This window comes from Pseudoalteromonas denitrificans DSM 6059 (assembly GCF_900112265.1).
Classification (GTDB): domain Bacteria; phylum Pseudomonadota; class Gammaproteobacteria; order Enterobacterales; family Alteromonadaceae; genus Pseudoalteromonas; species Pseudoalteromonas denitrificans.
In genome coordinates this window covers 47044-68539 of sequence record NZ_FOLO01000012.1, presented here as the reverse complement: position 1 = coordinate 68539, position 21496 = coordinate 47044, and the positions used below count along the sequence as shown (strand labels likewise).

Sequence of the window (21496 nt, the reverse complement as noted above, 5' to 3'; positions counted from 1 at the left end):
ATGAATACGTTTGCACACATCTATCTCTCCTTATTACTTTAATGAATAATAAAAATATGAGAAGTCACTAAATTTAAAATCAAAATGACAGTTCCCTCTAAGGATAGCTTAGGAGCAAAAAAGCTTCTAAATAAAAATGAAACATATAAGACTAATCAATATCTTGGCGCTCTCACAGCCCTTCGTGGTATTGCAGCATTGTGGGTCGTACTGTTTCACATGGATGTCATTATTTTTTATCGAGAATTAGGTTCTATACTCCCTCATGATTGGTCAGGACTTATCAGCCAAGGCTATCTATGGGTCGACTTCTTTTTCATATTAAGCGGTTTTATTATTTGTCATATATATGGAGAACAATTCAGTGGCAATTTTCAAACAAGTCATATTATAAAGTACCTTCTTGCGAGGTTCTTTCGAATATATCCATTGCATTTATTTACCATAATGATCCTAGTAGGGTTTGTCATTGTCATATCGAATTTCATACCCATTGCGATAGATGACAGCTGGAATCTATACTTTGACTGGCAAGCACTACTTAGTAATATTTTCTTAACTAATGCGATGAATCAACATACCTATCTATCTTGGAATATCGTTTCTTGGTCTATTGGTGCTGAATGGTGGGCCTACATATTTGGAATTGGATTATTATATTATGTAGCCAATAATAAGAAACACTCAGTAATTATCGCTGCGGTTTCATTTTTCTGTTTAACATGTTTAGTCTATTTTCATCAAAAAAATAATCTGGATATTACTTTTGATTTTGGTTTTTTAAGATGTTTTTTCGAATTTTCCTTAGGTGTAACGAGTTATCAGGTCTTTAAGCTGAATTTAGCAAAAAATATATTTCAACAAGACAAAACTTTTATAATAACTTTATTAGCTTTACTTGCTATATTTCATTTGCGATTAAATGATTTACTCGCCATCCCTCTATTTTTTACATTAGTGCTTTGTGCTGCATTCAATCGACAAGTTATTTTATGCCTATTGTCTAAGCCAATCCCACAGTATTTAGGTCGGATTTCATATTCTATATATTTAATGCATGGTGTTTGGTTTATGGTTTTTTGGTTCGTATTACCCATATTAAAAGACGCTTGGTTAATTAAATCACTTTCTATTACTCAAACAGGTTTTTATATCGTAACCTTTATGACTCTTACCCTAATATCCGCAATATATTCTCATCGATATATAGAATTACCATTTCGTTACTTACCAATACAAAAAAACATTAAGTTATTATTAACAGCCGACAAATAATAAATACACGAAAAAATAGAAGTAAAAAATTATCAATATATTGGCTTTTAAAAGCAAGGTTATAAATGTTAATAATAACCGTCTTTATTTCATAACTTTCATCAATTTAAAGTTTTAAAACCTAAAAACTTATATTTATTAATTTCCTGACTTAAAATTAGTAAGTAGAAACTAATTCTATAGTGTAGCTATTAAAACGGGTAAGGCTAGTTGAAAATTTACGCTCAAACCAGTAAAATTATTATTGATTGAACGTTCAATTAAAAATAATTAAGGTAATCAGTGCCAAAAGTCGGAATGAAACCTCTGCGAAAGCAACAGCTAATTAATGCGACATTAGAGTCTGTGGCGCAGTATGGATTACAAAAAACCACTATCATTACCATTAGTAAAATAGCGGGTTTATCGTCTGGTATTATTAGTCACTATTTTGGTGGAAAGCAGGGATTAATCGAGGCTACGGTGCAATACCTTCTTGATCAACTAAAGCTCGCTTTATTAGAGCGTGTGACTCAATATCCTCTCACAGCATCTGATAGACTAAAAATGGTTATCGAAGCTAATTTCACCCAACTACAACGTTCTTTACCCGCAACAAAAACATGGCTTAGCTTCTGGGCTCAGTCTATGCACGATCCCGGCTTAGCCAGATTGCAGCATATCAATAGCAAACGCTTATACAGCAATTTACTTTTCTCTTTTCGTCAGATCCTCGCGGATGATTTAGCAAAAATAGCATCTAAACAAGCCGCGGCAATGATTGATGGTTTCTGGTTGCGCAGTGCTTTGAGCCCAATGCCTGCAGAAGAGTTTAAGCAAGCCGAGCAATTATGTAAAAATTTTATAGATGATCTAATCAAGCAGTACGGAGATATTACATGTCATTAAAACGCTATAAAAACTATGTCAATGGCGACTATTTGGCAAACGCCAGTGGCGAAACATTTGATGTGATTAATCCTGCAACAGGGAAAGTAATCTATCAAGTTGAAACTGCAGATGAAAAAATTAAAGAACACGCAATAACAAGTGCAAAACAAGGGTTTGCTATTTGGTCAGCAATGAGTGCGATTGAACGCAGCCGTATTTTACACAAAGCAGTAAACTTATTACGGGAGCGTAATGATGAACTCGCAGAAATTGAAGTATTAGATACAGGTAAACCATGGCAAGAAGCTTCTGTAGTTGATGTACATTCAGGGGCTGATTCTATCGAGTTTTTTGCTGGACTTGCTCCTGGTATTGAAGGAAATCAGCAGCCAGTTGATGGTGATTTTTATTACACTCGTCGTGAACCACTTGGTATTTGTGCAGGTATTGGTGCTTGGAACTACCCTTTACAAATCGCTTGCTGGAAGTCTGCTCCCGCACTTGCTTGCGGTAATGTGATGATTTTTAAGCCATCAGAAGAAACACCTCTAGGTGCATTAAAACTTGCAGAAATTTTCACTGAAGCTGGTATTCCAAATGGGGTATTTAATGTTGTTCAAGGGGCTGGTGATGTTGGTTCTTGGTTAACCCGCCACCCTGAAATTGCAAAAATATCTTTTACCGGTGAAGTAGGCACAGGCAAAAAAGTGATGGCTGCAGCCGCCAGTTCACTGAAAGATGTCACTATGGAGCTTGGCGGAAAATCACCACTGATTATTTTTGATGATGCGGATATCGACAATGCAGTTTCTGCTGCTATGTTAGGTAATTTTTATACCCAAGGTGAAATTTGTACCAACGGAACCCGTATATTCATTCAAAAATCAGTTTACCCAAAATTTATTGAAAAGCTTATCCAACGAACAAGTCAAAATATTATTGTTGGCGACCCAATGGATCCTGAAACTAATTTTGGTGCGCTTATTTCTTCAAAGCACTTCGATTTAGTATTAGATTATATCAAGGTTGGTATTAAGGAAGGCGCAAAGCTACTTTATGGCGGAACAGCACTTGCACCTAAAAATGCCCTAGATGGCTATTTTATAGCCCCCACTATCTTCACAGACTGCACAGATGAAATGACCATTTGCCGTGAAGAAATATTTGGTCCAGTAATGAGTCTTCTCACATTCGAAGATGAAGACGAAGTCATTACCCGCGCTAATGCAACAGAGTTTGGACTGGCAGCGGCTGTCTTTACTCAGGATATAAGTCGTGCCCATAGAGTTATTCATCAAATGGAAGCGGGAATTTGTTGGATTAATAGCTATGGTTTATCACCGGCACAAATGCCAGTTGGTGGTTACAAACAATCTGGAATTGGTCGTGAAAATGGCCTTGCGACACTTAACCACTATACTCAACTTAAAGCTGTGTATGTTGGGTTACAACCTTTGGAAAGCCCTTTTTAAATGGGGCTCTTTTTCAACAGCTAGTTCTCAATCGTTAAAGATTTAATAATTACCAAAACAGGCGTTTTGGTCACTAAAGTAGTAAATACGAGTTTTACATGATAAAAGAAAAATTTGATTACATTATTGTTGGAGCAGGCTCTGCTGGCTGTGTATTAGCAAACCGCCTAACTGAAGATAGTAATAATCAAGTATTACTGCTTGAAACTGGTGGTAGTGATAAAAGCATTTTTATTCAAATGCCAACGGCATTATCTATTCCAATGAATACAAAAAAATATGCCTGGCAGTTTGAAACACAAGCTGAACCACACCTTGATAATCGCCGTATGCACTGCCCTCGCGGTAAAGTGTTAGGGGGTTCTTCATCAATTAATGGCATGGTTTATGTTCGCGGTCATGCTAAAGATTTTGATGAATGGCAAGAGCATGGTGCAACAAACTGGGATTACGCACATTGTCTACCATATTTCAAAAAAGCCGAAACTTGGGCATTTAATGCTGATGAATATCGAGGTGAAAGTGGGCCTTTAGGTGTAAATAATGGCAATCAAATGCAAAACCCACTCTATAAAGCATTTGTTGATGCGGGTGTTCAGGCCGGTTACTTAGAAACCAAAGATTACAATGGTGCCCAGCAAGAAGGCTTTGGCCCAATGCACATGACAATAAAAAATGGTGTGCGCAGCTCAACATCGAATGCATATTTACGCCCGGCTATGGCACGTAAAAACTTAACTGTGATCACCCATGCGTTGGTACATAAAGTTTTATTAGAAGGCAAAAAGACTGTTGGTGTACGATATGAGCGTAAAGGCAAAGTTATTGACGTAACAGTTAATAAAGAAGTCATTTTATCAGCAGGTCCCATTGGCTCCCCGCATATTTTGCAGCTTTCTGGAATTGGCCCAAAATCAGTACTTGATGATGCCAATATTGAAGTGAAACATGATTTACCTGGTGTAGGTGAAAATTTACAAGATCATCTAGAGTTTTATTTTCAATTTAAATGTAAAAAACCAATATCCCTTAATGGTAAGTTAGGTTTATGGAGTAAGTTCCTGATAGGCACCCGTTGGATCTTGACCAAAAAAGGCTTAGGTTCGACCAATCATTTTGAGTCTTGTGGTTTTATTCGCTCTAAAACAAATGTCCAATGGCCCGATTTGCAATATCACTTTTTACCAGCAGCAATGAGATATGATGGTAAAGAAGCATTTGCTGGTCACGGATTTCAAGTACATATCGGACACAATAAACCTAAGAGTCGTGGATTTATAAAAGCGGTATCTGCTGATCCTAAAGCGCATCCTCAAATCCGTTTTAATTATCTTGAGCATGAAGAAGACCGTGAAGGCTTTCGTGCCTGTGTGCGCTTAACGCGAGAAATTATTCATCAATCAGCGCTAGACGAATACCGCGGTGAAGAAATTCAACCAGGAATACATGTTCAAACTGATGAAGAGATTGATACCTTTGTTCGCCAATTTGTTGAAAGTGCTTACCACCCATCCTGTTCATGTAAAATGGGCACGGATAAACTAGCAGTTGTTGACCCTGAAACTAAAGTCCATGGTATTGAAGGATTAAGAGTAGTTGATTCATCAATATTTACTACTATTCCAAACGGAAATCTTAATGCACCTACAATAATGGTTGCAGAGCGTGCTGCCGATTTAATTCGCGGACGAGATACTTTACCACCATCCACAGCCCCAGTAACGCTTGCACCTGATTGGCAGCAGCAACAACGTACAAATAAGCCAAATAGAAAAACAGACTAAATTCATTCGTGGGTATTTTTAAGACATTAATTTTCGCAATCATGACTATTATAACAAGAGTCATAATTACAAAAGTTAATATTTAGGGTTTAACCTAATAATTAAAAATACTCTAATTATAAAAAGAAACAGGAGTAATACGTGTTTACACCCATTAAAATTATAAAAAGGAGGCTGCTATGACCGCTTGGTTATCTGCTGGTATCTTATTTACCTTTGCAGCCATCGCATTTGTTTTATACCGCTGGGGAAATATTCGCTGTGTTGGCGTAACGCCAGTTAAAACATTTACCTTTATTGCTATTTTGTTTACTTCAGGCCTTGATGTAGGCCTTATTATGTTCCCTCTCACTGAGTTTGCGGGTTATGCCGACCTTGCAACCAGTCCTGAATATGCATTTACTAACCCATTATCTATTGAGTTTGGTTTTTGGGCATTTCTCATTTGGGGTTTTTACTTTCTAACCTGTTTTTATTTCTGTGTTATTGAACCAAGAGTGCGCTTTTTTGAGCTTCCGCTGATCAAGCTAATTAATAACGTTGTTATTATTGGCACTTGTGCCTTTACAGCATATTTATTGTTAACCAACTTGCCTTGGTACGTACCTGAGCTTGGTGATGGTAAATCGATTATTGGCAGTTTCTATTTAATCGTATTTTTAGTGATTGCAGCAGCTGTTTATTCAAGTACTAGCATACGTTACGTGCGCCTACTAAGCCTAGCAACCAGCTGGATGTTCATTGGGCTAATCTTATTAATGTGGGCCGGTGCTTTCCTTTCAGAAAACTCAGGTATTGGTGAGTTTGCAAACACATTTGCACTGCTTGGTGGTTACTTTGGTAATATCCATGAATTTGTCTTACCTTTAAATGACTACCATGAATTTTACCTATATTGGTGGTTTGCATGGAGCATTATGATTGGCCAATTTACAGCACGTTTTGTTGGTGGCCTTCGTACTTACCAAGTATTGGCAGCGATGTTGGTTTTCCCATCAATTCCAATCGCAATATGGTTTACAGTCTTGTATTACTACAGCGCGAATGGATTAGAAACCACTGGTTTCTATAATTTAGCCATGGCGATAGTCGGGATAACTTTTGTGATCAACTCTTTAGATTCCTTGATTCGATTATATACCGACAACCTAAATTTAAGCGTGGCACGATTAGGTAAAGTAAAATACTTATTGGGTAACTTGTTTGCTCTAAGTTTGCTTACCTTATTATTTAAACTGGATTTCTTACAAATCCAATGGGTTGGTGCTGTTGTTATAGGGTTATTCTTCACTTGTTTTGGTTATATTTTATTTACCAAGTTCAAAGTGGTTAGTGAGATAGAGTGCTCACCAAAAGAAAATAAAATAGACTTTAATAAAATTGAACTAGTTAATTAATATGAGTATTAAAATAATGAATAAAAATATCATTGCTATTGCAGCGACTGCTTTACTTACAGCATCTGCAGCTTCACAAGCGGCTGTATCTGCAACCGTTAATTTAGCGTCTGATTATACATTTAACGGTGTAAGCCAAACAACCAATGATCCTGCACTACAGGCAAGCCTAGATTATGCTGATGATAGTGGGTTTTATGTTGGAACTTGGGCATCTAATGTTGATTTTGGTGCCAGTGACGATACTAATATTGAGTGGGATACTTATATCGGTCAATATTTTCAACTGAATGAAAAAGTAGGCCTAGATACAGGTATTGCATATTACACCTATCATGGTGATTCAGCATCAGATGACTACAACTATCCTGAAGCTTACGCTAAATTTGCTTATAACTCTTCAATGGGCGATACCGAGTTTAACTTTTGGTATACCTGGGATTATTTCGGTTTAGACGTAAATCACTATATTGCAATGATTGCTCATACAGTAGAAGTTACACCTGGTCATAGCGTTAAGGTAAGCTTTGATCGTTCAACTTCATCTGATGAGAAAAAATGGGCATGGGATGGTGGTGATGCTTACAATCATTATCGTATTGCATACATGACAAGTTGGAAAGGTTTTGATTTTGACCTAGCTGCTGAAAATACGAGCATGGACATAAACACTGCTGACTCTCGTATCGTTTTATCAGTATCTCGTACCTTTAGCTTATAATAACTATCATTTACTGCCTCAAGGTAATTCAGAAAATAAAAACCGGCTCTAATCGGTTTTTATTTTTAATCTCCTTGTGATATTAATGGCAAATTATTTTTTAATTTGCCATTTTTAAATTATGCGCATATTTCTACAATATCGCATTCATTAAATTTACAACTAATATTGAAATAACATTTAAGAAAATTAAGAGCTCCTCCATGACTAAGATACACAAACCAAATAGTACCACCATGTTCAAAAGAGCCATTGACAATATGCCACTTGGCGTTGCTGATAGCTACCGTTACTGGGGTGAAGAAAATACCGTATTTTTAAGCAGCATGAAAGGCTGTACTATCACCGATTGTGATAGTCAAACATTTGTAGACTTTCGATTAGCCTATGGCCCTATTATACTTGGCTATCGTGATGAACGTGTTGACAATGAAGTGATTAATGCAATTACTAGTGTAGGTACAATTTCAGGTTTTTCTACTGGCCTTGATTCTGATGTTGTTGAATTAGTAAAATCACTCTGTCCTAATATCGATAAAATGAGATTCTCCAATTCAGGAACTGAAGCGGTTATTGGCGCAGTGCGCACAGCGCGTGGCTTTACTAAACGAAATAAAATTGTTGTTGTAGAAGGTGGTTTCCATGGTCTGCATGATGAAGTTATGTGGAAGTCAGATGTTGATAACTGGGATGTAAATGCACAAGAAGTACCTAATATCATTCCTTTTGGTGGTGGTATCCCGCAAAGCACCCGCGAGCACCAAGTAAGTGTGCCACTTAATGACTCTGATGCTATTGATGCTGTTTTTGCTAAGCATGGCAATGATATCGCAGCTATTTTAATTGAACCTATCATGGGCAACTGTGGTTCAATTGCTTCAACTCAAGAGTATATGCAAAAATTACGTGATATATGTGATGCAAACGGCTCATTGCTTATTATGGACGAAGTAAAAACAGGTTTTCGTGTTGCCAAAGGCGGCGCACAATCCTTATATGGTATTCATGCTGATTTAACCACTTATGCGAAAGCAATTGGTAACGGCTACCCTGTCGCTTGTTTTGGTGGTCGCGCTGATGTAATGGATACCATTTCATTTGATAAAAATGGCGTAACACATGGCGGCACTTACACTGCAAATATGGTTGCACTAAGTGCTGCAAAAGCCACATTGACAGTACTTAAAGAAACGGATGCACTTGAAACAATTAACCTAACAGGCCAAGCAATTCAAGCCCTACTTTCTCGTGTATTTACAAAGTTTGGTATTGAACATTGTTTTGCAGGCCCTGACGCTATGTTTGGTGTACATTTTGGTCCTTCTGTTCCACAAAACTACCGTGACTGGAAACAAACTAACAGCGATCTTTATACACAATTCGCACTTAATCTAATTGATAATGGAGTAATGTTAGAACCTGATTCACGTGAACCTTGGTTTATTTGCGAAGCACATCAAACAATGGACCTTAAATGGTTAGAGCAAGTTGCTGAAAAATCAATGGAAGCAGCGATTAATGCCAGTGACCTTTAAGATAGGTTTAACTGATTAAAGAGCTGATACTGTTTGCATTTACAAGTAGTAAGCTATTTTAAATACACCCATTTTATCTTATTGATATGAATGGGTGTTTATACTTAGTTTTTGTTAAAAACAGGTTTTAACACGCGTGCTATCTTTTAATCATACTGATTATTTAATAATTGAAACACCCGCAACTTCTATAACTGTTTTTGCATTTGCTCGCTCGATGACTTTTAATAATGTAGTTTGAATCGCTTCATCTTTTTTAGCATCACCTTTACTATAAAATCTTTCTTCTAATACCTCAGCGCCTTGTTCTGAAGTAAAACCAACAGCCACTTCAGTTGCACACTCGGCAGATACACCAAAATAAGCAAGTGTAATTTGAGGATAACCCTGAAACCCGCTTTTGACTCTCTTTGCTATACGTTTTGTTGATTTATCTAAATTCATAATCAGTATCCAGAAGAAACATAATGAGCCTATAAAATGCTCACCTTAATGTGTATTTTACTATCGGGACACTGTAACGGCATTTATTTGTTTTAACAATAAAAAACGTCGATGATTTTTATCTTTTAAAAACCATATAATTGTTATTTAAAATATCCGTATTAGCATATGGTAATAAGCTTAAATTTATATCTATAAATACATTTATTTATGATAACAGCTGACTGTTTAGCTCCAAAAACTCAACCACCCGCTCTTTGTATGAACGGGCAGACAATAGTTTTTCTCCATCTTGTAGAGTAAATCTATACTGATTATTGCTATTTAGATAACTGACACGTTTAATCGCAGACTTTCTAATTAAGATCGAGCGATGAATTCTGATAAACCCATTTTTTTGTAAGTCAAACTCCAGTGTTGAAATAGTACTTCTATATAAGTGCATTTTATTTTTACAATGCAACTCAACATAATTCCCACCCGCATTAATCCAGTCTATTTGATTGGAACTTATAATACTTGTGATCCCCTGATGCTTAATTTCAAAGTTTAGTCCTTGAAATACGATTGGTTCATCTCTTTTCACTGAACGCAGTGATTCGAGTTTCTGATGTATCCCAGATAAATTTTGCAGCTGAATTTGTTTAATTGCATAACTGAGTGCTTCGTAAAAACGAGCGTCTTTATATGGTTTTAACAAATAATCAATTGCATGATAGTCAAATGCTTGCATCGCATACTGATCATAGGCAGTCACAAAAATGACTACAGGCAACTTTTCAAGTTGATCTAATACACCAAAGCCATCGATACCAGGCATTTGAATATCAAGAAAGACTAAATCAGGTTTTAGTGAATGAATCACTTCAATAGCTTCTTTACCATTTCGACACTGTTCAACTATTTCAATCTCTGTTATTTCATTTAATAAACCACAGATCCTTTGTCTTGCCAGCGGTTCATCATCAACAATGACAGTGGTAATTTTCATGAGAAATGAGAGCGAATTAATGGGAAAATTAACTGTACACCAAAACCCTTTGGTTTCACCGCATAAGTTGAGCAACTAAACTCATCTCCAAACATTTGCTCCAGCCTTTGATAAACATTCTTTAAGCCAACACCTCCTGAATTAGGTAGCCTAGGGATAAATGGACTTTCTATGCCGTTGTCTTCAATAAGTATTACAAGCTCATACTGCTGGCTTTTTATTTCCAGCGTGATCTCACAACTTTCTGTTGATTGAGAAAAGCCATGTTTAATCGCATTTTCTATAATAGGTTGTAATATCAAGTTAGGTACCAATGCTGAGTATTGTTCTGGTTCAATGTGATAGGTGATCACTAAGCGGTCTTCAAACCTTAACCTTTCCAGTTCTAAATAGCTTTGTATGAAAGATAATTCATCTTTTACCGTAACCGTATGTCGATTATCTTGCTCCAGCAAACGTCGCATTAAAGTAGATAATTCAACTAACATATCCTTAGCTTTAAGTTTATTCACATCAATTAATGACATCACTGAGTTAAGAGCATTAAATAAAAAATGGGGATGTAATTGCATTCTAAAAGCAGTAAGTTTGGCATTGGCTAATTCTTTTTCCTGATTGGCCATAACAATGCCCTGTTGTTGAAACTTCTGATAATAGTTAATGGCATTAAAGAGGCCGAGTATTACCCATAACTCAACAAAACTCCCAACAGCTCCCGCATAAATGCTTGCCAAAATATGTGACATTGCACTACCGACATCCATGTCATCGAACAATAGATAGATACCAATAAACAACCAGTAAGAAACAAAGCTATGCACAGCTCCGAGTATTAAACCAGTAAAAACGTGCAATAAATTACGTATAAGTGATTGATTATTATGCCATGTAAAATAATTACTAAAATGATAAATTAAAGGGATAAGTGCGACCCATAAAAAGTATCGAGTAATGATTGGCAAACCTTCAAATAACCAACTAAATTTTTCAAGCACACCAGCATACAGATAAGGAATTACAGCTTGCATTGTAAATACTATCGAAATAATCATACCGCCAGAAAATAACATTGCATAGGAAAATGGCATGCTTCTATTTGATTGCGCTGTTTGTTTCACCATTAAATATCTTATTTATTTTTAATATTTGTATAATAATCAATGTTAGCCCATTTGAATTGTTTAATGGGACAAATACCATTTTTAGTGTTCATTACCAAAAATATTCTACTGCTTATCACTATTTTTGCCACTGTTACCATATTGTTTTCTCAATCAAGGTGAGTCAATTAATCTCTTGCTATGTTTAACGCTTTATTGTGTTTACTTAGTTGTATTCACTGCTAATTTATCTTACTGAGGGGTTTATAAAATGAGAATGTTACAGAGCTTACTATTTTCAACTACATTGGTTTTTTCTATATCGATATACGCAGCACAAAAAGCGAACCTAGATTCAATTTATCGCTTAATGAATAGCAAAAACTATCAAGCTGCAGTAATAAAATTAAAAAAGCTAATTAAAAGTTATCCTAATGATGCTGATGTTTGGTATCAGTATAGTTTGGCTTTATTGAAAACTGGACAAGCTGACGAAGCCATAATTGCCAGTAAAAGATCTGCAAGCTTTCATGGATATCGTTCATATGCCACCTTTAACTTAGGCGTAGGTTATGCGTTAAAAGGGCAAAATAATTTAGCATTAAAAACAGTTAACCAAGCGTTTAGCCTGGGATACCTTAATTTCGACCGACTAAAAAATGAAAAAGCACTGACTTATTTACGAGAAGCGGGTTATTTTGAATTTTCACCAGAGCAGCAATATCAATCATTCACTGCGCATAATGGTATTGATATCCCTCATAAAATTTTATTACCTGAAAACTTCGACGCATCAAAAACATATAAAGGTATGATTGCATTCCCTTCAGGAAATTTTGGTAAAGCCTCAGCTGATTGGATGATTAATTCACTACTTAATTATAAATCAAACAAAGATTGGATAATTACCGTGGTGACTGCTCCCAAAAAGGGATTGATTAACCACCCTGCGCACCACGCACTCAATGACTTAATGAAACACGTCAGAAATAAATACTCAATCAAGAACAATAAATTTCATTTTTTAGGCTACCAAAGCGGAGGACAACCAGCCATAACATATTCTCAAATGTCTCAGTCTTATGTTTTAGGCATAACAACTATTGGCAACTATTCATGGGATAACTGGAAAGAGGAGCGACTTAAGGAGTTTAATAATATGACTGTTCAATTACTCGTAGGTGAAAATGACACCGCTGGGGTTGAGATTAACCAAAAGGCGTATAAACTACTGAAATCAAACAACGAAATGATATCATTAAAAGTATTTGATGAAGAAAGCGCTAGAATTAAATCACTTGAACAGGGAGCTTTATTTAACTATTTAAGATAAATGTTTATCTAATGGAGTTAATATTCTTACCTCATTTTTTAAATTCACTTGCATTAGTAACGCTGCATGAATAAAAACAAGATTTAAACTATAAACCTGTATTATTCTAAATCTTGTTTTTTAACGCGTATAAATAAACTGGCGATTTGAATAAGTCATTTAGTAGAATCGTTTTGATGGGTTTGTGTGATATAAATGCAAAGTTATTACTTATCAAATATTCACATTTTCCGCCTTGTGCATTCAATTTAGCCTCTATCTTTTGCATTCCACCTGGAAATAAATAGCATAGTATCACTGTGGCATTGGTAAGATCCGCATGCAAAAAATTTTTTCGATAAACTTGCAAGTTTTTTAAACCAAACATTTTTTTTAGTATTAAAGTTATTAGCCATGGCATGATCGACAATTCATAGCCGACTATTTTTCGCTTAGGGTAAGTTTTTGCAAGTGGAACAAGTAGATTTCCCCAACCACTCCCTAATTCAAAAATTGGCCCTGTTCCAGTATTATGAGTCAAATTAAGCATAGCTTGACGCGCTTTCTTTGAGCTAGGCATAGGTGAAATACCTAAAGTAAGCGTGCTCCAGACAATGGACCCCCCAGTGAAAATTGTAACAAGGAGTATGACTGCTTCTAAGCCTGACAAATGCAATGCCTCTGTTGTTTATTGGTTGGTATCATACAGATTTCCATTTTAATATTATTGTTCACCTTATTAGAACTGAAAATAATCAACCCATGGCGTCATTAAATAAATGATGCCTTAAATGCCATTCATACATTTCAAGCTCGCATTTATAAATACGTTTTTTCAGCTTTAGTGACCTTCTCTAAATAATGACGAGACTCTGCTTTGGGATGTTTCTTTGTTAGCAAATAATAAACATCTTTAGACGACTTAGTATTAAGTACTTTCATCGCAGTTTTACGATTATTATGAAACGTTTTTAAAACATTTCCAGCACCGCCATTATACGCAGAAATAATGGAATAATGACGGCTGGTTGCATTTTTTACACCTTTCAAATAATTGTTATTGAGAATATGTAAATAGGCTGAGCCAATATCGATATTAAATGCAGGGTCAAATAATTGTTGCTTGGTTGGTATGCCCTTTTTCTTTTTAATACGTTGAAAAACATCGGCCCCAGCTGTTTTTGGTACTACTTGCATTAATCCGTAGGCATTCGATGTACTTACAGCAAACGGATTAAAGCTACTTTCGGTCTCAATGATGCCATATATTAATTGCGGTGATATTTGATAACGTTTAGCTGCCGAGAGTACATGTTTACTATATTGTTTTTCGCGTAAATGTTGATGTTTCTCAACCATTGTAATTCTAACGGCATAAATTTGTTTTTTATTTTTATGATATTTTTGTAATTTAAATTCAGTTAGATATTTAGAAAATCGATTAGCGCGCCACGAATATTGAATAGGCATATTGTCATGATCAACCACCTGTTGGTATAAATAAGGTTTTCCCAATAGTTGGGGCGCATCACTTGAAAATATATCCGTTTTTTGAGGGTCTGAGGTTGATAATAAAGTAGTGACTATTGCACCTTGTAAATTGTCCAGCGTTTTAGCCTGAGATCTATCCGCTAAAGTTTCGATTAAAATAGTCCCTTTTTCAAAATCAACAATGGCACGCGCTTTGTAGTTGTTGGTATATTTAACCAACTTTTTATTATTAGGTACTTTGGGCTTATCTTCCCCCCATACATCTTCGATGTGTTTACTCAATTCATCGAGCAAAACTTTAATGCTATTTACATCTTGTTTAATCAGTTTATTCGTTTTGACTGCTTGATGCGCTATGGTAATGAGATCTGCATCGTCAGAATTTATTTGCTTAATTAACGTTTGTGCACTGCGTACTGAGGCGAGATTTTCGGTGTTCTTACAGCTAATTAAACTTATAAATATAAGTAACAACAATATTTTTTTTAACATTAAACGCCGACCTATTATTTACTTACACCCCATACAGCATTATATAGATTCACCTTTTCAAAATACAAGCACAGTATTGGGCTATCTTTGCAACTTGTAATGTTATAGATAACTCCGGACACATTTGGAGGTTTTAACATCATAATTATCTATATATTAATTAACACTAAGTAAATCAGTACTGAATTAGATTAGTGCAGCACCGTTTGCATTAGTAAAAAATTTTTAAAGGTTCACTTTATAAATTAAAAACTAAGTCAAAGTAGTCCAACTCGCATTCGCGCAATACTTCTCTAATAACTTCAGAAATATCTTTACTTTAGAGGGTAAATACTCTCGATGAGGGTACACCGCATATATTGGAACTGGCGCAGCTTGATAATCAGATAATAACGAAACTAATTGACCTGATTTAAGAAGCTCTTCAATTGTCACTTTTGCTAACATAGCAACACCTAACCCATTAAGTGCTGCGGCAATAATAGATTCTACAGAGTTAATTGATAAATTTCCTTGTAATGAAACAGATGTTTTCTCTCCCGTTATTTTGTGAAAGAAAGTCTTAGCATATGGTGAAGCCTGCACCGACAAAGCCAACCATTGATGATTAACTAACGCTGATGGCTTATTGGGTAACCCGTAATTCACAAGGTACTGAGGAGAAGCAATTAAGACCGCTGGCGTATCACAAAGTTTTTTAGCGATGAGATTTGAATCTTGTAAAGCACCCACACGAAGCGTCAGGTCAATGCCTTGCTCTACAACATTAACAATTTTATCGTCCAATTGAAGATCAACATTTAATTTTGGATACAGCTCTCTAAGCTGCTTAATAACAGGTATTAAAATTGTACGACCAAATGGAATTGGCGCAGAAATTCGCAAGGTTCCAGTTGGTTGATTTTGATAATTGTGCAACTCATCTAAAGCAAACTCAGCACGATTTACAATATGTTCACAATGTCGATAGTATATTTCACCCGCTTCTGTAAGACTGAGTTTTCTAGTCGAACGATTAAAAAGTCGCACATCTATCTGATCTTCAAGTAACCTTATTTGTTTACTTACTGCCGATTTTGCCACTCCAAGTTGGCGAGCAGCCTCTGAAAAACTCTTTGCTTGAACGACTTTAGTAAAAATACCAATTCGCTTTAGCTCTTCCATCCATCAATCCTCACATTTACGTTCACTTTTAGTGAACACACTTGTGCATTTTAACAATCTAGTAAACTTATAGGATACATATACACTAATCACAATGAATTAACTACCATGAAACTAAAAATAGGATTTCAATCATGATTAAATTTGTAATGAACTTAACTCGCCACCCAAAAATGAGTCTCGTAGATTTCAAAGAATACTGGGAACAACAGCATGCACCTTTATTTTTAAAAAATGCAAAAAAGCTGGGAGCAAAAAAATATGTTCAATCTCTTACAATTGACTCACCAATTAATCAAGGACTGAGAGAATCAAGAGGCATGCAGGCGCAGTTCGATGGGGTGGCTGAAGTATGGTTTGAGTCTGAACAAGCGTTAATTGAAGGAATGAGTTCCGCAGAAGGACAGCAAATAGCCACTGCATTACAAACTGACGAAAGCAACTTTATTGACCATTCAAAATCTGCCGCATACATAGTTGAAGAACAAATATTACTATAAAACATTGATGTAGTGATCATGTCATAATTTGAAATCCCTCATTTAGCATAGGGCTTTCTTAAATATACGGGGGAGTATACACACCCATATATTAACTAATGTTTGTTCATAGGTTAGATTGCGACAGGTCATTTGAGTCTAATTAGATTTATCATTGAGAGGTTTAGAGTCATATACAAAACAATTAGATGTACTCACATGCTATGTTTACTGGCTCACTGTAAATAAATGACTTTAACTTAATATCATGAATGACCAACTTTTGTGGCTTAAAGCCAACTATGGTTTTTAAGATCTTATCTCTTTTTTATAACAATTTAAGGGATGAAATACATCATTTTTATCACTTTGTCACATAACGTGTTTATGGTCTCATAGACGTTCTATTCACACTAAACTTCCACTAATCTGAACTAACTCAGAGTCACAAGACAAAAAGATTGAGTTAAATGAATAAATTAGTGGAGAGTCAAAATGTATAAAAAATTCATTACCAACACATTATTATCAGCAAGTGTATTAATTCAAACAATGTCATTCGTTCAAGCAAAAGAAAAACCGGTGATTATGGACATCGCTCCAAAATATTCACCAAATGGCGACCTCATCGTATATTACTCTTACCGAGGAAAAACGCTCCCAGATATTTTTATATCTAAAGCCGATGGCACTGAAGAAAGGCGCCTCACAGTTAATACCAACTTATGGGATATCGAGCCGACTTGGTCAGCCGATGGTCAATATGTTTATTACCGCTCAGGGATTAATATGAAAAGTCTAAACATGTATAAAATTTCAGCCAAAGGTGGCACTCCTAAGCAGCAAACTTTTGCACCTAAAGGCAAAGGTATTGATGGCTACTCTGTTGACTCGAAAGACCAGCGCATCGTGTATAGTATTAATTCAAGTTCTGGTAGTGCAGATTTAATGCTCACTCCAATTGATGCAAATAATAAAGCACAACCTCAAACGGTTTTTTCATCACAAAATAAGGCTAAGCATATTCGCTCACCCAAATGGCACCCTAAGTTAGACTTAATTGTTTTTACTTCAGACCGCAACGAGCGGAAAGATGATGACCTATTTCTATATAACCTTAAAACTAAAAGCCTTAAGCAATTAACTGATGTTAAGGGTGATGTGATGATGCCAGATTGGAGTTCAAAAGGAGATTTCGTCTTATTTGCATCTCCACTGGGTGGAAAAAAACCAGATATATTTCGTGTAAACATTGATGGTAGTGCAATCGAAAACTTAACTAAAAACAGTAATGCGATGCAGCATTTTGCTGATACCTCAAGTGACGATAGTAAATTACTATTTGAATCAGGTAATTGGAAAGATGGATTTAAAATATTCTCAATGGATATTAATGGTAAAAACTTAAAACAGCTAACCAAGCGACTTTAAATTACAGGTTATACCATTAGGCTGGTAATATCTCAGCCTAATGGTTAATAACGGGCTTTCTTTGATACTCGAAATGAAAATTTCAATTCCCTTGATAAATTAAATAACTTCATTAATAAACAAATACTTACATGGATTCGAATGAGAGGTTAATTTAAAAAGCCACTATCTTATCCCCTTCTCCATCAATTTATCTATGTTATTACCTTTATTATCGACTTTTTTGATAAATTTAGAATGTAACTTATTATTTTGATGTCTTATAAAACCTTTTTTTATAGTCGTTAGGGCTGATTGCTAAATACTTTTTAAAAAGGCGACTCAACACTGTAATACTGTTAATACCTACTTTATTTGCCACCTGAGCGATTGAAAGCTGCCCTTGTTCTAAATAATACTTTGCACGTTCTACCCTTGATTTCTGTACGTATTTCCCGGGAGGTAAGCCCAGTTGTTCGGTGAATTGACGAGAGAAATTACGGGAACTCATATTCACATATTCCGCTAAAGAGGAAACTGTTAACTCTTGTATTAAGTTTTCTTGAATATACACACAAGCCAACTTAACTTTATCATGTGTCACGCTTTGCGCTTGAAGCAAATCAGAAAATTGCTTTTGTCCACCAGGTCTGTGATAAAAAAGCACTAATTCTCGGGCAATACTTATGCTCAGTGATTTTCCATGATCTTCTTCAACAAGAGATAATGCCAAATCCATACCTGCACTAATACCTGCCGAGGTATAAATATTACCACTTTTGATATATAGGGCATCTTCTATCACTTCAGCACTGGGTACTAATGCCTTGAGCTGTTCGGTACAACTCCAGTGCGTTGTTACTTTTTGATGCGCTAACAATCCTGCTCTTGCTAATAAAAATGCACCTGTACAAATAGAAACAATGCGTTTAACTTTGGTTTTTTGTTCTTGAATATACGGTATCAAATATTGGTGTGGATTATGTTGTGTAACCTGATGTCCACCTACAATAATTAAGCTGTCAAAACCCTCAAGCGACATAAATTTTTCAGTTGTTATTGTCATTCCTGAAGCACTTGTTATCGGCCCTCCTTGGTAAGACAACAAGCAAGATTCATAACCTGATTCTTCAGCCCCTTTGGCCAAAGAAAATACTTCCATTGGCCCTACAAGATCTAACGCCTGAAACCCAGGGAAACATATAAAAGCGACTTTCTTAATGTATTGCATATACTTCCTTATTGAACCTGAACTTAGGTTATTTACTTTATTTCAACTAAAAAACTAATTTTAATCACTCTAAAATCATGTCATAAATCGTTTCTTAAGTGTCATTTACGCCAATTGAAATTGTAATAAACTAACGCTCTCTTCTCTATTAGTATTTTTAAAAAAGGTGAATTATGCAAAATTGCGCACTTATTTTGATTGATGTACAAAAAGCTTTTAACGAGCCTGATTGGGGACAAAGAAACAATCATAACGCAGAAACGAATATTTCTGACTTACTAGCGTTCTGGCGAAAAAAGCAAGGTACTGTCATTCATGTTCATCATAGCTCTAAAATGCAAAAATCAAGGTTTCATCCAAGCCAAATTGGACATGAACCAAAGTCGCAAGCACGTCCAGTTCCTGATGAAGTTGTGTTTAAAAAGTTAGTAAACAGTGCCTTTATTGGTACCGAACTAGAGCGATATTTACGCGACAATAAAATTGAAAAACTCACTATTGTAGGGTTAACCACAGATCACTGTGTTTCAACAACAGTGCGTATGGCGTCAAATTTTGGTTTTGAAGTCACTTTAGTATCTGACGCAACAGCGACTTTTAATAAAAAACTTAACGGCGTCGACTACACAGCTCAGCAGATACATCTCGTTCACTTAGCCAGTCTCAATAATGAGTTTTGCACGCTGGCAACCACCAGCGATATTTTAGCTTCTGGCTAAGTTTAAAAAATGACTTGTTTTAATAAACATTAAAGAGAAACTCATGGAATTTGATATTTGGATTACATTTATTATTGCAACAACAATCGTAACCATTTTACCAGGCCCTACTATGCTATTAGTTGTTAGTCATGCAATGACTTCAGGATCAAAAAAAACTTTAATTACAGTATCGGGTATCATTTTGGCCGATTGTATTTTACTTTTTTTATCATTAATAGGTGTTGGTGCTGTACTTTATCGTTCTGAAATTGCATTTCATTTGATGAAATACTTAGGTGTTATTTATCTTATTTACATAGGCGTAAAACAATGGTGTATTAAGCCTAGTATTGTGAAGTCTGTCTCAGCAGACAGCAAAGTAAAAAATGCAAAAACAATGTTTACGGAAGGCTTTTTAGTCACATTACTTAATCCTAAATTAATCGGATTTTTTTTAGCGTTTTTGCCTCAATTTATAACACTTGAACACCCTTTATACCTTCAATTAATTGTACTTGTCATTACATTTCTGAGTATCGTTTTTATTGTTCTTGGTGGTTATTTTTTATTAGCAGCTCAAATGAAAAGTTTGTTACTGCACCCTAAAGCAATAGAGATAATGAACAAAACATCAGGTTCCATGCTTATTAGTGCTGGTTTAATAACAGCCACTATAAAGCAGGATTAAAAACATTAAAGCTGAGGCATTGTGATTGTTCAATTGCCTCATATTCACCTTAATTTATTATCTTTGCCTTTGAGTAATAATCAGCCTGAATCTTAAATATTCTCTTTCATAATCATTCAAATCAAATATTGAAACAGCGTATTGTTTTCTAACTTTGTTATTCCCGTGCTGACTCTCATTAGTATTAGTTATATTCATACCAAAACAATTTATTTCATTATTTGTCTGACTAAACATGTTATATGGTGCATTTAAATAATGTTATCTAAAACTGTATTATTTAAATGCACTTAGTATCGATACGAGTTAAAGAATAACCATAATAAAACTAAAAAATAAGGCGTAAAAAATGAGTAAAGTGATAGCGATAACCCAAAGGTTAATGATACGTCAAATGACAATTGATGACGGTGAATTTATTTTACATCACTTTAACGAGCCATTATTTATAAAAAACATAGCCGATAAAAAGATCAAAAGCCTTGAAGCTGCAAAACAATTTATTATTGATGGTCCACAAAGAAGTTATCAAGAAAATGGGTTTGGTATGTTTATCGTATTACTTAAAGACTCAAATACTCCTGTAGGGACATGTGGACTATTAAAACGAGATAATATTGATGACATTGATTTGGGCTATGCACTCGTAAGCAAATACCATAAAAAAGGCTATTTACAAGAAGCAGCAATAGCAGTTCTGAATTATGCAAAAAACGAGTTACAACTGAATCGTATTGTAGGTTATACAGCTACAGATAATAACAATTCCATGAACGCTTTAAATAAACTCGGTTTTAGTAACGAGGGCGTGTTTGATTTAGCAGGTTACGATACACCAAGTAATAGGTTTGTACTTAACTTTTCTTCTTTAAAAAAGAGCGTTTAAATAAAAGTGGCTTTTACAATTTTTCTGTAAGTAGGCAGGTATGAATATAAAGT

20 protein-coding genes are annotated in these 21496 nt (G+C 35.3%); 13 read left to right on the top strand and 7 right to left on the bottom strand.

Annotation, left to right across the window (positions count from 1 at the left end; all coding sequences use genetic code 11):
• Window positions 1-84: 84 nt before the first annotated feature.
• The 7 genes from BM088_RS10025 to BM088_RS09995 all read left to right on the top strand — a co-directional run bounded on the left by BM088_RS10025 (window position 85) and on the right by BM088_RS09995 (window position 9054).
• Window positions 85-1275: an acyltransferase family protein gene (locus BM088_RS10025; RefSeq protein WP_091983317.1), complete on the top strand. Its 1191-nt coding sequence runs from the start codon at window positions 85-87 to the stop codon at window positions 1273-1275.
• A gap of 282 nt (window positions 1276-1557) precedes the next feature.
• Entirely contained in the window at window positions 1558-2163 is a 606-nt protein-coding gene (betI, locus tag BM088_RS10020) for a transcriptional regulator BetI (RefSeq protein ID WP_091983315.1), read from the top strand.
• Window positions 2154-3617, top strand: a complete 1464-nt coding sequence (gene betB / locus BM088_RS10015) for a betaine-aldehyde dehydrogenase (protein ID WP_091983314.1) — start codon at window positions 2154-2156, stop codon at window positions 3615-3617. Before betI ends, betB begins: the two co-directional genes overlap by 10 nt.
• A gap of 98 nt (window positions 3618-3715) precedes the next feature.
• A complete protein-coding gene (gene betA / locus BM088_RS10010; protein WP_091983312.1) occupies window positions 3716-5401 on the top strand; it encodes a choline dehydrogenase in 1686 nt (561 codons plus the stop codon).
• Between the two features lie 179 nt (window positions 5402-5580).
• Window positions 5581-6798 carry a choline transporter gene (locus BM088_RS10005; RefSeq protein WP_091983311.1) on the top strand — a complete coding sequence of 406 codons (1218 nt, stop codon included), beginning with the start codon at window positions 5581-5583 and terminating at the stop codon, window positions 6796-6798.
• 16 nt (window positions 6799-6814) lie between these two features.
• A complete protein-coding gene (locus tag BM088_RS10000; RefSeq protein ID WP_091983309.1) occupies window positions 6815-7519 on the top strand; it encodes a TorF family putative porin in 705 nt (234 codons plus the stop codon).
• Window positions 7520-7722: 203 nt separating this feature from the next.
• Window positions 7723-9054, top strand: coding sequence for an aspartate aminotransferase family protein (locus tag BM088_RS09995; protein ID WP_091983308.1), 1332 nt, complete (start codon window positions 7723-7725; stop codon window positions 9052-9054).
• A 159-nt stretch (window positions 9055-9213) separates the two neighbouring features.
• Here BM088_RS09995 and BM088_RS09990 read toward each other — a convergent pair whose 3' ends face one another.
• The 3 genes from BM088_RS09990 to BM088_RS09980 form a co-directional block, all read right to left on the bottom strand.
• The gene (locus BM088_RS09990) at window positions 9214-9498 is read right to left on the bottom strand and encodes a hypothetical protein (protein ID WP_091983306.1); all 285 of its coding nucleotides are present in this window, start codon (window positions 9496-9498) and stop codon (window positions 9214-9216) included.
• 208 nt (window positions 9499-9706) lie between these two features.
• Window positions 9707-10489: a LytR/AlgR family response regulator transcription factor gene (locus tag BM088_RS09985; protein ID WP_091983305.1), complete on the bottom strand. Its 783-nt coding sequence runs from the start codon at window positions 10487-10489 to the stop codon at window positions 9707-9709.
• A complete protein-coding gene (locus BM088_RS09980) occupies window positions 10486-11610 on the bottom strand; it encodes a sensor histidine kinase (protein WP_091983303.1) in 1125 nt (374 codons plus the stop codon). The genes BM088_RS09985 and BM088_RS09980 overlap by 4 nt, the downstream gene beginning before the upstream one ends.
• 250 nt (window positions 11611-11860) lie before the next feature.
• Here BM088_RS09980 and BM088_RS09975 point away from each other — a divergent pair, with 250 nt between their 5' ends.
• Entirely contained in the window at window positions 11861-12922 is a 1062-nt protein-coding gene (locus BM088_RS09975) for a tetratricopeptide repeat protein (RefSeq protein WP_091983302.1), read from the top strand.
• A gap of 106 nt (window positions 12923-13028) precedes the next feature.
• On the opposite strand, the gene BM088_RS09970 is transcribed toward BM088_RS09975, so the two are convergent.
• From BM088_RS09970 to BM088_RS09960, 3 genes are all read right to left on the bottom strand, one after another.
• Window positions 13029-13571, bottom strand: a complete 543-nt coding sequence (locus BM088_RS09970; protein WP_245763795.1) for a class I SAM-dependent methyltransferase — start codon at window positions 13569-13571, stop codon at window positions 13029-13031.
• Window positions 13572-13720: 149 nt separating this feature from the next.
• Entirely contained in the window at window positions 13721-14884 is a 1164-nt protein-coding gene (locus BM088_RS09965) for a murein transglycosylase domain-containing protein (protein WP_091983300.1), read from the bottom strand.
• A 252-nt stretch (window positions 14885-15136) separates the two neighbouring features.
• On the bottom strand, window positions 15137-16048 hold the full coding sequence (locus BM088_RS09960; protein ID WP_091983299.1) for a LysR family transcriptional regulator: 912 nt from the start codon (window positions 16046-16048) through the stop codon (window positions 15137-15139).
• A 134-nt stretch (window positions 16049-16182) separates the two neighbouring features.
• On the opposite strand from BM088_RS09960, the gene BM088_RS09955 reads away from it, so the two are divergent.
• Together BM088_RS09955 and BM088_RS09950 are read left to right on the top strand one after the other, a co-directional pair.
• Window positions 16183-16548, top strand: coding sequence for an EthD domain-containing protein (locus tag BM088_RS09955; protein ID WP_091983297.1), 366 nt, complete (start codon window positions 16183-16185; stop codon window positions 16546-16548).
• Between the two features lie 474 nt (window positions 16549-17022).
• Entirely contained in the window at window positions 17023-17958 is a 936-nt protein-coding gene (locus tag BM088_RS09950; protein WP_091983295.1) for a TolB family protein, read from the top strand.
• Window positions 17959-18205: 247 nt separating this feature from the next.
• Here the strand turns inward: BM088_RS09950 and BM088_RS09945 are convergent, their stop codons facing one another.
• Window positions 18206-19168, bottom strand: coding sequence for a GlxA family transcriptional regulator (locus tag BM088_RS09945; RefSeq protein WP_091983294.1), 963 nt, complete (start codon window positions 19166-19168; stop codon window positions 18206-18208).
• Between the two features lie 173 nt (window positions 19169-19341).
• Between BM088_RS09945 and BM088_RS09940 the strand changes: the two genes are divergently transcribed.
• From BM088_RS09940 to BM088_RS09930, 3 genes are all read left to right on the top strand, one after another.
• Window positions 19342-19887, top strand: a complete 546-nt coding sequence (locus tag BM088_RS09940; RefSeq protein ID WP_091983292.1) for a cysteine hydrolase family protein — start codon at window positions 19342-19344, stop codon at window positions 19885-19887.
• A 43-nt stretch (window positions 19888-19930) separates the two neighbouring features.
• A complete protein-coding gene (locus tag BM088_RS09935) occupies window positions 19931-20557 on the top strand; it encodes a LysE family translocator (protein ID WP_091983291.1) in 627 nt (208 codons plus the stop codon).
• Between the two features lie 349 nt (window positions 20558-20906).
• Complete coding sequence (locus tag BM088_RS09930) at window positions 20907-21443, top strand: GNAT family N-acetyltransferase (RefSeq protein ID WP_091983289.1); 537 nt, start codon at window positions 20907-20909, stop codon at window positions 21441-21443.
• Window positions 21444-21496 lie beyond the last annotated feature (53 nt).

Coding starts and splice junctions, on each gene's coding strand:
- BM088_RS10005 (WP_091983311.1), top strand. CDS start 5,581: ATGACCGCTTGGTTATCTGCTGGTATCTTATTTACCTTTGCAGCCATC.
- BM088_RS09965 (WP_091983300.1), bottom strand. CDS start 14,884: ATGTTAAAAAAAATATTGTTGTTACTTATATTTATAAGTTTAATTAGC.
- BM088_RS10025 (WP_091983317.1), top strand. CDS start 85: ATGACAGTTCCCTCTAAGGATAGCTTAGGAGCAAAAAAGCTTCTAAAT.
- BM088_RS09945 (WP_091983294.1), bottom strand. CDS start 19,168: ATGCAATACATTAAGAAAGTCGCTTTTATATGTTTCCCTGGGTTTCAG.
- BM088_RS09960 (WP_091983299.1), bottom strand. CDS start 16,048: ATGGAAGAGCTAAAGCGAATTGGTATTTTTACTAAAGTCGTTCAAGCA.
- BM088_RS09980 (WP_091983303.1), bottom strand. CDS start 11,610: ATGGTGAAACAAACAGCGCAATCAAATAGAAGCATGCCATTTTCCTAT.
- BM088_RS09955 (WP_091983297.1), top strand. CDS start 16,183: ATGATTAAATTTGTAATGAACTTAACTCGCCACCCAAAAATGAGTCTC.
- BM088_RS10000 (WP_091983309.1), top strand. CDS start 6,815: ATGAATAAAAATATCATTGCTATTGCAGCGACTGCTTTACTTACAGCA.
- betA (WP_091983312.1), top strand. CDS start 3,716: ATGATAAAAGAAAAATTTGATTACATTATTGTTGGAGCAGGCTCTGCT.
- BM088_RS09995 (WP_091983308.1), top strand. CDS start 7,723: ATGACTAAGATACACAAACCAAATAGTACCACCATGTTCAAAAGAGCC.
- BM088_RS09940 (WP_091983292.1), top strand. CDS start 19,342: ATGCAAAATTGCGCACTTATTTTGATTGATGTACAAAAAGCTTTTAAC.
- BM088_RS09950 (WP_091983295.1), top strand. CDS start 17,023: ATGTATAAAAAATTCATTACCAACACATTATTATCAGCAAGTGTATTA.
- BM088_RS09975 (WP_091983302.1), top strand. CDS start 11,861: ATGAGAATGTTACAGAGCTTACTATTTTCAACTACATTGGTTTTTTCT.
- BM088_RS09985 (WP_091983305.1), bottom strand. CDS start 10,489: ATGAAAATTACCACTGTCATTGTTGATGATGAACCGCTGGCAAGACAA.
- BM088_RS09990 (WP_091983306.1), bottom strand. CDS start 9,498: ATGAATTTAGATAAATCAACAAAACGTATAGCAAAGAGAGTCAAAAGC.
- BM088_RS09935 (WP_091983291.1), top strand. CDS start 19,931: ATGGAATTTGATATTTGGATTACATTTATTATTGCAACAACAATCGTA.
- betB (WP_091983314.1), top strand. CDS start 2,154: ATGTCATTAAAACGCTATAAAAACTATGTCAATGGCGACTATTTGGCA.
- BM088_RS09930 (WP_091983289.1), top strand. CDS start 20,907: ATGAGTAAAGTGATAGCGATAACCCAAAGGTTAATGATACGTCAAATG.